The sequence below is a fragment of the Bifidobacterium biavatii DSM 23969 genome (assembly GCF_000741165.1).
Taxonomy (GTDB): domain Bacteria; phylum Actinomycetota; class Actinomycetes; order Actinomycetales; family Bifidobacteriaceae; genus Bifidobacterium; species Bifidobacterium biavatii.
The window spans coordinates 1-10,356 of record NZ_JGYN01000041.1; the positions used below are offsets into that span (position 1 = coordinate 1).

At 67.2% G+C, this 10,356-nt stretch carries 10 protein-coding genes and 1 tRNA gene; 3 read left to right on the forward strand and 8 right to left on the reverse strand.

Annotation, left to right across the window (positions count from 1 at the left end):
* From guaB to BBIA_RS12240, 3 genes are all read right to left on the reverse strand, one after another.
* A partial coding sequence (gene guaB, locus BBIA_RS12230) for an IMP dehydrogenase (protein WP_035138477.1) occupies nucleotides 1-1,030 on the reverse strand: 1,030 nt, incomplete at its 3' end.
* A 207-nt stretch (nucleotides 1,031-1,237) separates the two neighbouring features.
* On the reverse strand, nucleotides 1,238-2,407 hold the full coding sequence (locus BBIA_RS12235; RefSeq protein WP_033495250.1) for an MraY family glycosyltransferase: 1,170 nt from the start codon (nucleotides 2,405-2,407) through the stop codon (nucleotides 1,238-1,240).
* The gene (locus tag BBIA_RS12240) at nucleotides 2,404-3,063 is read right to left on the reverse strand and encodes an L-threonylcarbamoyladenylate synthase (protein WP_033495252.1); all 660 of its coding nucleotides are present in this window, start codon (nucleotides 3,061-3,063) and stop codon (nucleotides 2,404-2,406) included. The genes BBIA_RS12235 and BBIA_RS12240 overlap by 4 nt, the downstream gene beginning before the upstream one ends.
* Before the next feature lie 262 nt (nucleotides 3,064-3,325).
* Here BBIA_RS12240 and BBIA_RS12245 point away from each other — a divergent pair, with 262 nt between their 5' ends.
* Nucleotides 3,326-4,000 carry a sugar O-acetyltransferase gene (locus BBIA_RS12245; protein ID WP_033495254.1) on the forward strand — a complete coding sequence of 225 codons (675 nt, stop codon included), beginning with the start codon at nucleotides 3,326-3,328 and terminating at the stop codon, nucleotides 3,998-4,000.
* An 83-nt stretch (nucleotides 4,001-4,083) separates the two neighbouring features.
* Here BBIA_RS12245 and prmC read toward each other — a convergent pair whose 3' ends face one another.
* The 5 genes from prmC to BBIA_RS12270 form a co-directional block, all read right to left on the reverse strand.
* The gene (gene prmC / locus BBIA_RS12250) at nucleotides 4,084-4,974 is read right to left on the reverse strand and encodes a peptide chain release factor N(5)-glutamine methyltransferase (protein WP_033495256.1); all 891 of its coding nucleotides are present in this window, start codon (nucleotides 4,972-4,974) and stop codon (nucleotides 4,084-4,086) included.
* Between the two features lie 6 nt (nucleotides 4,975-4,980).
* The gene (gene prfA / locus BBIA_RS12255; protein WP_033495258.1) at nucleotides 4,981-6,069 is read right to left on the reverse strand and encodes a peptide chain release factor 1; all 1,089 of its coding nucleotides are present in this window, start codon (nucleotides 6,067-6,069) and stop codon (nucleotides 4,981-4,983) included.
* A gap of 195 nt (nucleotides 6,070-6,264) precedes the next feature.
* Entirely contained in the window at nucleotides 6,265-6,477 is a 213-nt protein-coding gene (gene rpmE / locus BBIA_RS12260) for a 50S ribosomal protein L31 (RefSeq protein ID WP_033495260.1), read from the reverse strand.
* A gap of 127 nt (nucleotides 6,478-6,604) precedes the next feature.
* Nucleotides 6,605-6,678: transfer RNA gene (locus tag BBIA_RS12265), tRNA-Ile, on the reverse strand.
* 138 nt (nucleotides 6,679-6,816) lie between these two features.
* Nucleotides 6,817-7,467: an ECF transporter S component gene (locus tag BBIA_RS12270; RefSeq protein WP_051924062.1), complete on the reverse strand. Its 651-nt coding sequence runs from the start codon at nucleotides 7,465-7,467 to the stop codon at nucleotides 6,817-6,819.
* Nucleotides 7,468-7,803: 336 nt separating this feature from the next.
* Between BBIA_RS12270 and BBIA_RS12275 the strand changes: the two genes are divergently transcribed.
* Both BBIA_RS12275 and BBIA_RS12280 read left to right on the forward strand, forming a co-directional pair.
* Entirely contained in the window at nucleotides 7,804-9,327 is a 1,524-nt protein-coding gene (locus BBIA_RS12275) for a xylulokinase (protein ID WP_033495262.1), read from the forward strand.
* Nucleotides 9,328-9,570: 243 nt separating this feature from the next.
* Nucleotides 9,571-10,356 (forward strand): response regulator transcription factor (locus BBIA_RS12280; RefSeq protein ID WP_035138475.1); only part of this gene is annotated, 786 nt, incomplete at its 3' end.

Here is a 10,356-nt window from a genome sequence, read left to right on the forward strand (position 1 = left end):
CTTCGTACACGGCGGTGAGCTGCGGGACGCCGACGCCGGCGACCACGCGGGTGGTGCAGATGGAGCCGGGGCCCACGCCGACCTTGACGGCGTCGACGCCCGCGTCGATCATGGCCTGCGCGCCGGAGCGGGTGGCGATGTTGCCGCCGATGACCTGCACGTCGCGGAAGGCCGGATCGTTCTTGATGCGGCGGATCATGTCGAGCGCGAGGCGGGCTTCGCCGTTCGCAGTGTCGACGACGAGCACGTCCACGCCGGCCTCCATGAGGGCGGAGGCGCGCTGCCACGCGTCGCCGAGGAAGCCGACGCCGGCGGCCACGCGCAGACGGCCCTGGCCGTCCTTGGTGGCGTCCGGGTACTGCTCGGTCTTGACGAAGTCCTTGACGGTGATCAGGCCGGTCAGGTGGCCTTCGGCGTCGACGAGCGGGAGCTTCTCGACCTTGTGCTGGGCGAGCAGGCGGTGGGCGTCGTCCTTGGAGATGTTGGACGGGCCGGTGACGAGGTTCTCCTTGGTCATCACGTCGCGTACCTTGAGGTGGTCGTAGTCCTCGGAGGCGATGAAGCGCATGTCGCGGTTGGTGATGATGCCGACAAGCTTGTTGTCCTTGTCGACGACCGGCAGGCCGGAGATGTGGAACTTGCCGCACAGCTTGTCGAGGTCGGCGAGGGTGACGTCCGGGTTGACGGTCAGCGGGTCGGTGATCATGCCGGACTCGGAGCGCTTGACGACGTCGACCTGGGCGGCCTGGTCGTCGATGGACAGGTTGCGGTGGAGCACGCCGATGCCGCCGTTGCGGGCCATGGCGATGGCCATTTCGGATTCGGTGACGGTGTCCATGGCGGCGGAGATCGCCGGGACCTTCATGGTGATCTCACGGGTCAGGTGAGTGGTGGTGTCCACTTCGGACGGGATCACGTCCGTCTCGTTCGGCAGCAGCAGGACGTCGTCGTAGGCGAGGCCAAGCTGGGCGAAAATGGGCGGGAGAGGGGCGTAATTGGTTGCTGAATTCATGTCAGGAATTAAAGCCATAGACCCACTATATGAACGTGCGTTGACACAGGACACACCCCCGTGCTATGCGCCGGCGACCGGCTAATCGCGCGCCTTGCCTAGCGGACCCTGCGGACCGTCCGCCATGCCGCCGCATTCCTTTTTCTCGGCTCCCCTTGTCAGGGGAGCTGTCACGAAGTGACTGAGGGGTAGCCAGCACCCATCGCACATCAAGTCCGACAAGCGCTACTTCCGCGGACCCTGCGGATCGCCCGTCATGCCGCCGCTGGCGTGCTGCGCGCGTTCGAGCGCGTTCTCCTCGCGAATCTCAGGAATGCGGTGCTTCAGATACGGGTACATGGTCGCCAGCGACAGCAGCACCACGGCCACGCCCATACCGATCGCCACGTAGCGCGCGCGGAAGAACAGGATCATGAGCGATCCGAACGCGATGAGCGCGGCCCAGCCCCACAGAATCAGCACCGCGCCCTGCACGGTGTGCCCGATCCGGAGCATGCGGTGGTGCAGGTGCATGCGGTCCGGGTGCATCGGCGACTGCCCCTTGGCAAGACGCCGCACGATCGCCATGCACATGTCGAGCACGGGCAGGAACAGCACGAGGATCGGCAGCAGGATCGGCATGAACACCGGCAGATAGATGCTCGCGTGAATCGACGCCGGGTCAAGTCGGCCGGTCATGATGATCGACGCGCACGTGATGAGATAGCCGAGCAGCATGGAACCGGAGTCGCCCATGAACAGTTTCGCCGGATGCCAGTTGTGCAGGATGAAGCCGACGCAGATGCCGACCATCGCCACGTCGATCAGCGTCGCCATGGATGCGTACGACGGCGAGTTGCGCGCGAGAATATACGAGTACGCGGCGAACGCGATGCCGCCGATCGCGACGATGCCGGACGCGAGTCCGTCCAGTCCGTCGACGAAATTGACCGCGTTGATCGACGCGACGATCAGGAACGCGGTGATCGTGATCGAAATGCTCGGCGACGCCGTGACGAGCGAGCCGAGCGGCAGCGAGATGATCTGCAGGCCGCCCCACGCGACGAACACGGCGGTCAGCAGCTGGCCGGCCATCTTGAGCATCCAGTCGAGATCCCACAGGTCGTCGGCCATGCCGATCAGGCAGATCGACACGGCGCCGAGCATCACGACCCACGCCTGATGGTTGGACAGGAACAGATTGCTTAAAAACGGCATGCGGCTGGCGAACAGCATCGCGCCGAGGAAGCCGCACAGCATGCCGAGACCGCCCATGCGCGGCGTGGGGATGGTGTGCACGTCGCGCGCGCGGACCTTGCCGACCGCGCCGATCTGGATGGCCACATGCCGGATGAGCGGGGTGATGAGCCAGGTGATGCCGCCGGCGACGGCGGCCACGAACAGATAGACCCTCATGCGCCCAGTCCCCCGCCGTTCATGTGCAGCGCGCGGCGGATCACCGACTGCGGGATCACGCCTTCGCGCAGGATGTCGATGCCGTCGCGCGACAGCGGGTTCGCGGCGACGACGGTGCTGGCGACGTGGCCCTGCGTGGGACCGCCGTCAAGGTAGAGATCCACGAGGTCTCCGAGCGCCGCTTCGGCCTCTTCGACGGTCTGCGCGCTTTCCTCGCCGGAGCGGTTCGCGCTCGACGCGGCGAGCGGGCCAAGCGCATTGAGGACGCGCAGCGTGACCGCGGAATTCGGGATGCGGATCCCCTGCGTTTTGGCGCCCTGCGGGGTCGGGTTGAGGGTTTTCAGGTCACAGTCCCCGCGCGCCACGGCGATCGGCGAAAACGCGCCGGGCATGAACTGGGCGGCGAGCCGGTTGAGCGGCGCGGGCAGGTCGAGGCCGAGCTGGTCGAGCTGGTCGGTGTCGGCGAGCAGCACCTGCAGGGCCTTGAAGCGAGGACGGCGCTTGGCCTCGTACACCTTGGCGATGGCCGCCTCGTTGCGCGGGTCGCATGCCACGCCGTACACCGTGTCGGTCGGGATCACGACCAGCCCGCCGGCGGCTATGATCCGCCGCGCCTTCTCCAGCGACTCATCGGTTACCGTGCATACCGCGCTCATGCTTCCTCCTGACGTTTCAACCCCATCATTGCACCATTGCGCCCCGACCGGCAACGACTGGGTCCTAGGTCTCGGCGAACGCGAGCTGTCTGGGCCGGCACGGACCCGTGAAGCCGACTGAGTTCGCACCCATTGTTCACACGGCCGCGGCACCGGCGTCTCCCGCTCGAGCCGGCGTCTCTGCGACGGCCTACCATGTACGGTCGTACATCTAATACTGCTGCGATATCAGCCCATCGCCAACCCAGCAAAGGAGCCACGCATGACCGACAACACCAACAACGCCGTCGTCCCGCCCATCGAACCGCGCACGCCTCGCCGTTCCGAACGCGAGGAAATGCTCGACGGCAAACTGTACGACGCCGGCGACCCCGAACTGACGCGCCTGCGCGACAAGTCGGCCGACCTGTGCTCGCGCTTCAACACGCTCCCCCGCAACGCCACGGCCGAACGCGCCGCCGTGCTCGACGAACTGCTGCCCGGCCACGGCGCAAACTTGAGCATGATGGGACCGGTGTTCTTCGACTACGGCTGCCACACGAGCATCGGCGACAACGTATTCGCGAACTTCAACTTCACCGTGCTCGACGCCGGCCGTGTGACGATCGGCGACAACGTGCTGTTCGGACCGAACGTGTCGCTGCTGCCGCCCATGCATCCGATCCGCTGGCAGGACCGCAACATCCGCCCGCTGCCCGACGGCGGTGCGGTCGAATACGAGTATGCGCTGCCGATCACCATCGGCTCGAACTGCTGGTTCGGCGGCAACGTGACCGTGATCGGCGGCGTGACGATCGGCGACGGTTGCGTGATCGGCGCCGGCTCGGTCGTCGTCAAGGACATTCCGGCCAATTCGGTGGCCGTGGGCAATCCCGCGCGCGTCGTGCGCACGATCACCGACGCGGACGCGTCCGTGTATCAGGAGTATGCGCGATAAGCCGCTACACATAACGAAGATAGCTTATTGAGAATGGCCGAATTCCGCCATTCTCAATAAGCTATCTCGCTTACGCGCAGCGGTCACCCGAGCATGCCGAACAAAAAGCGCGGCCGCCCCGTCCAGTCGTTTTCGGTGCGCGCCTCGGTGAAACCGTTGGCGTGCGCGAAGGCGGCGAGCCGGTCGCCCTGCGAGATGTCGTGCTCCATGACAAGCGCGCCGCCGGGCCGCAACAGTTTCTCCGCACGCATGATGATCCGCTCGGGGATGAGCACGCCGTCCGCGGACCCGCCGTACAGGGCGAGGTCGGGATCATGGTCGCGCACTTCCGGCTGTTCGGGAATGTCCGCGAGCGGCACGTACGGCGGGTTCGTGATGACGAGGTCGATGGTGCCGTCAAGCTGCGGCAGGGTGAGCGGGCTGGTCGCGTCGCCCTGTTCGAGCGTGTAGTTGTAGCCGGCCAGCGGGTCGCGCCTGGCAACGGCGTCGCGGTTACGCTCGGTCCACCGGTACGCGTCCGGGGAAAGTTCCACGGCCCACACCTGCGCGCCGCGCACTTCGGTGACGACGGACAGGCCGATCGCGCCGGAGCCGGCGCACAGATCGACCACGCGCGGCGTCGCGATGCGGTTGCGCGTCAGCCAGTCAAGCCCGGCCTGCACCACGGTTTCGGTCTCCGGCCGCGGAATGAACACGCCCGGCCCGACAGCCAAGTCAAGATAGCGGAACGGCGCATGCCCGACGATGTACTGCAACGGCTCGCGCTTCGCGCGACGGTCGACCATCGCGCGAAAACGGGCGGTAGTCTTCTCGTCGAGCGTCCACTCGTCGCCCATGAGCATCGCCTTGTCCACGTCGCGCAGCTCGCGCCCGGCCGCCTCGGCCAGCAGCAGCTTCGCATCATGCTCGGGCGTATCCACCCCGGCCGCACGCAGCGTCCCCGCCGCGTCCCGAATCACATCAGCAACAGTCACGGCCCGCTACTTCTGGTTGGCGAGGCGCTCGGCTTCGTCGGCCTGGATGTCCGAGTCGATCACGGCCTGCAGATCGCCGTTGAGCACCGCGTCGAGGTTGTACGCCTTGTAGTTCGTGCGGTGGTCGACGATGCGGTTCTCCGGGAAGTTGTACGTGCGGATGCGTTCGGAGCGGTCGAGCGAGCGCACCTGCGAGTGGCGCATGTCGGCGGCCTCGGCGGCCTCCTGCTCGTGCTTCATGGCGAGCAGACGCGACTTGAGCACGCGCAGCGCGGCCGCACGGTTCTGGATCTGCGACTTCTCGTCCTGCATGTTCACGGTGATGCCGGTCGGGATGTGGGTCATGCGCACCGCGGAGTACGTGGTGTTGACCGACTGGCCGCCGGGACCGGAGCTCATGAAGATGTCGATCTTGAGGTCCTTCGGATCGATTTCGATCTCGTCGTCGTCCTCGTCGGCTTCCGGGAAGACGATCACGCCGGCCGCGGAGGTCTGGATGCGGCCCTGCGATTCGGTGACGGGGATGCGCTGGACGCGGTGCACGCCGCCCTCGTACTTGAGCGAGGCCCACACGCCGTCTTCCGGCGCGGGCGTGCCCTTGGCGCGGATGGCGATCTGCACGTCCTTGACGCCGCCGAGCTCGGTGGTGTTCTCGGACTGCACGGTGACGGTCCAGCCGCGCTTTTCCGCGTATCGCGTGTACATGCGCAGCAGGTCGCCGGCGAACAGCGCCGCCTCTTCGCCGCCGGTGCCGGCCTTGATTTCCATGATCGTGTCGCGCGCGTCATCCGGGTCGCGCGGGATGAGCGCGGTGCGGAGCTTCTCCTCGGCGGCCGGCAGCTCGGCTTCGAGCCGCTTGGCCTCTTCGGCGAAGCCCTCGTCCTCGCCGGCCATGTCGCGGGCGGCTTCGAGGTCGTCGCGGATCTGCAGGTAGGTCTTGTATGCGGACACGATGCCGCCGAGTTCGGCGTGGCGACGGCCCAGTTTGCGGATTTTTTCGGGGTCGGATGCGACCGACGGGTCCGCCATCTTCGCCTCGAGGTCCTGATACTCCTCAAGCGCGGTTTGCGCGGCGGGGAACTGTTCGTCTGCCATGGGTGTCCTTACTTGCTTTGAACTTGCCTTGACTTTGTCTTACGTGTACTGCTGCGTATACTGACGACGGCTTGCGATTCGGGTTGATTCGGCCGATTCGACCTATTCGGTTCCGGATATACAAAAACGCCAGTCCGCGGTCGGATTGCGGGTCGCCGAGGCGACGCCGGACCGCACGGACTGGCGTTGGAGAAGCTACTTGGCCTTCTTGCCGTAGCGACGCTCGAAGCGAGCGACGCGGCCACCGGTGTCCATGATCTTCTGCTTGCCGGTGTAGAACGGGTGGCACTGCGAGCAGACGTCGACCGTCATGTGGTCGCCCTTGTAGGTGGAACGGGTGACGAAGGTGTTGCCGCACGAGCACAGGACTTCGACGGCATGGTAATCGGGATGGATTCCCTGCTTCATGGTGTGTCTCCTAAGGATTCGGGGGACCCGGGTCGTCGCGCCCCTATGGCCGACGTGAACCGGAACCTATGGGAATATACGCGGGGGTGCGGACAGGACAGTCCGCACCCCCGATGCGTCATGCGAGTGGGGCCGCAGGGGCTTGAACCCTGGACCGGGCGATTATGAGTCGCATGCTCTAACCGACTGAGCTACGGCCCCACGTCGGTTGCGCGACCGCGAATCGCAGGGCGCGAAAACCGACCTCGCCAGTGTAGCAAACCACTCCCCCGACACGCGACGCCCGGTTCGCAACCGCCGCCGCCAGCCGGCCGACGGCCGACGATCATGCGCCTGCCGTCAGGCGTCCACCGTTTTCCGCCCGGGCAGGTCGCGGCCCGAGGCGAGCCGGTCGAGCACGCCGGTGCGTCCGATCGCCAGGTACAGGAACCAGCTCATCACGCCGGCGACCAGCACGCCGCTGATCATTTCGGAGATCATGTGCACGATGCCGCGCGGGCTGAACGGCGCGACGCCCTGGAAGTAGAAGAACAGCAGGTACAGGCCGTACGTGAGCGCGGTGAACGCGCCGGACGCGACGGACAGCGGCAGGTTGAACTTGCGGTAGCGCGCGATCGCGAACGGAATGTCGGCCGAAATGCCTTCGAGCAGCGCGGCGATGAGGATGGAGACGACGGAGAAGCGGTTGCCGATGAGCGCTTCGGCGAGCGCGCCGACGAGGTTGACGTAGACGGCGGCGCCGGGCTTGCGCAGGATGAGCAGCGCGAGCGGTCCGGAGAAGTACCAGAATCCGTGGAACAGGCTCATGAGTCCGGGCAGGATCGCGCTGAGCAGCGACGAGACGGGCGTGTACGCGAAGTCGAACGCCCAGAAGACGAGTCCGCAGGCGACGCCGAGCGCGGCGCCGACGGCGATGTCCTGCGGCTTCCAGCGCAGTCGGGACAGCTCGTTGACGGCGGCGACGGCGGACGCCGCGGCGCGGTCGGACATGTCGGCGGAGCCGTTGGCCGACGCGACCGCGGTCGTTGCGGTCCGCACGGAGGAACGGTTGGGAACGGAAGGATTGGGATTGGTTGTTGCGTCGGTGTTGCCTGACATGGCTGTCTCCTGACTCGGGATCGCGCACAGTGGTGACGAAGATCGGCCGGCGCGGACCTGACCGCCACGGACGCCGACTTCAGGCGTTCCTTGACCTGCGCGATTCGGGCGGGAACGCCGCACGACACCATAGCAGACGCGACCGTCGCGCGTGTTACACTGATACCATAGTTTAATCATCTAACTAAATAGCCGCACGCGAAGGCGGCAACCTGCAAGGAGGCAACCATGTCCCGAATCCTCGTGGCGGGCGTCGACACGTCCACCCAGTCCACCAAGGTCCGCGTCACCGACGCCGAGACCGGCAAGCTCGTGCGCTTCGGCCAGGCCAGGCACCCCGACGGCACCAGCTGCGATCCGAACGCGTGGTGGGAGGCGTTCCTCGAAGCCAAGGACCAGGCGGGCGGACTCGACGACGTCGTCGCGCTCGCGGTGGGAGGCCAGCAGCACGGCATGGTGCTGCTCGACCGGCAGGGCCGCGTGGTGCGCGACGCGCTGCTGTGGAACGACACCCGCTCTGCCCCCGACGCCGAACGGCTCATCGCCGAACTGGGCGTCGCCGGCAAGGCCGCGGACGGTTCCGAGGACGACTTGTCCGACGACGCGACGCTGCGCGGCCGTCAGCGCTGGGTCAGGGCCGTCGGATCGTCGCTCGTCGCGTCGCTGACGATCACCAAGATCGCGTGGGTCGCCGCGAACGAGCCGGACAATGCGGCGCGCGTCGCCGCGGTCTGCCTGCCGCACGACTGGCTGAGCTGGCGCATCGCCGGCCACGGTCCGGTCGCCGACGACATAGCCGACGACGCAGCCGACGACGCGACCGCCGACCTGGCCGCGCTGTTCACCGATCGTTCCGACGCGTCCGGCACCGGATATTTCGACTCCGCGACGAACGCATACCGCATGGATCTGTTCAAGCTCGCGTTCGGTCGCGACGACGTGACGCTGCCGCGCGTGCTCGGCCCGACCGCAACGGGCGCGGTCGCCGATCCGTCGATCGCGGGCAGGGACGTGCCCGGTGGCTGCATCATCGCGCCGGGCGGCGGCGACAACGCGATGGCGTCGCTGGGACTCAACATGGGCGTCGGCGACGTGTCGATCAGCCTCGGCACGTCGGGCGTGGCCGCGGCCGTCTCCCCCGTGCCAGCGTACGACATGACCGCGTCCGTGACCGGTTTCGCCGACTGCACCGGTCATTGGCTGCCGCTCGCCTGCACGATCAACGGCTCGCGCATCGCCGACGCCGGCCGCGCGGCGCTCGGCGTCAGCTACGACGAACTGGCCGATCTGGCCGCGCAGTCGGTGCCGGGCGCGGAGGGCGTCACGCTCATCCCGTACTTCGACGGCGAGCGCACGCCGAACCGGCCGGACGCGACGGCCACGCTGCACGGCATGACGCTCAAGAACACCACGAAGGCGAACATCGCCCGCGCGTTCGTCGAGGGCCTGCTGTGCTCGCAGCGCGATTGCCTCGAACTGGTTCGGGGCCTCGGCGTGGACGTCAAGCGCATTCTGCTCATCGGCGGCGGCGCGAGGTCGGCGGCCGTGCGCGCGTACGCGCCGGGCATCTTCGGCATGGACGTGGTGCTGCCGGCAACCGACGAATACGTGGCGATCGGCGCGGCACGGCAGGCCGCGTGGGTGCTCTCCGGCGAAGCCGAGCCGCCGGCATGGCCGCTGTCCGTCGACGGCACGCTCACCGGCGAGCCGACGCCGGAAGTGTACGAGCAGTACGCCCGCTATCGCGGCTGACGCGTCGACGCGCAGGTCGTCGTACGTGCCGTTGTCGTGCGATGCGCGACGACGGCACGCGTTTCCCCGGGCAGTCGTTCCAGTGTTTTATCGGACTTAATGTGGCGGGTTCTGACTACCCCTCAGTCACTGCGTGACAGCTCCCCTGACAAGGGGAGCCGAGAAAAAGAAATGCAGCGGTTTAAGCTCGGCAGGGCACTAAACTCGAAGGAGAGTCGGGCGAAACCATGGAAGGGGGCGGCAATGGAGGCGAAGAAACCAGTGACACTGCCGGTCATCCGCGTGGGCATCGTGGACAACGACCCGTACGCGCTGTACGGGCTCGCCGCGCAGGTCAAGGCGTGCGGCCCGCGCTTCGAGGTCGCGTGGCAATGCGAGCTGGGCGCGGCCGCGTTCCAGAAGGCGCTCTCGCCGAAGCACTCCCCCGACGTGATGCTTGTCGACATGTCCCTGACCGACATGCAGGGCCCCGACCTGTGCCTGCAGATCCGCAAACGTTCGCGCACGATCGGCTTGGTCGGCATCAGTTCGCGCCCGCTTGAACGGTATCGCGACGCGATGATCGAGGCCGGGGCACAGGCGCTCGTCAACAAGCGCATCGCACCGCGCGCGCTCGCGCCGATCCTCGTCGCCGCGGCCGCCGGACTGCCGTACGACCCGGTGCCCGCACCCGACGCATCGGCGGATACGGGCGCACCTGCGCCGGTCGATCACGCGCACCGGACACCGCCACCGCACACGCCGTCATTCGAGCCGGTCGCAACGGCGTTCGCGCGGGTCAACGCGGGCCGATCGCGCGGCACAATACTGTCCGCGCACGAGCGCGAGGCGTTGTCGCTGTACGCGGACGGGCTGAAAACCGCGCAGGTCGCCGATCGCATGGGCGTCACCGTGTCCAGCGTGCAGACGCTCGTCAATCGGGCGCGCGCGAAGCTCGGCGCGGCGAGCCTGCCGCAGGCGATCCGCATCTGCGCCGAACGCCGGCTGTTCGCCGCGTCGACCGCTCCATCCGGCGCCAAATCGTCCCGC

What these genes read in the sequence shown, in the direction of transcription:
- BBIA_RS12235 (WP_033495250.1), bottom strand. Translation starts at nt 2,407, where the DNA reads ATGAGGGTCTATCTGTTCGTGGCCGCCGTCGCCGGCGGCATCACCTGG.
- BBIA_RS12240 (WP_033495252.1), bottom strand. Translation starts at nt 3,063, where the DNA reads ATGAGCGCGGTATGCACGGTAACCGATGAGTCGCTGGAGAAGGCGCGG.
- BBIA_RS12245 (WP_033495254.1), top strand. Translation starts at nt 3,326, where the DNA reads ATGACCGACAACACCAACAACGCCGTCGTCCCGCCCATCGAACCGCGC.
- prfA (WP_033495258.1), bottom strand. Translation starts at nt 6,069, where the DNA reads ATGGCAGACGAACAGTTCCCCGCCGCGCAAACCGCGCTTGAGGAGTAT.
- rpmE (WP_033495260.1), bottom strand. Translation starts at nt 6,477, where the DNA reads ATGAAGCAGGGAATCCATCCCGATTACCATGCCGTCGAAGTCCTGTGC.
- BBIA_RS12270 (WP_051924062.1), bottom strand. Translation starts at nt 7,467, where the DNA reads ATGTCCGACCGCGCCGCGGCGTCCGCCGTCGCCGCCGTCAACGAGCTG.
- BBIA_RS12275 (WP_033495262.1), top strand. Translation starts at nt 7,804, where the DNA reads ATGTCCCGAATCCTCGTGGCGGGCGTCGACACGTCCACCCAGTCCACC.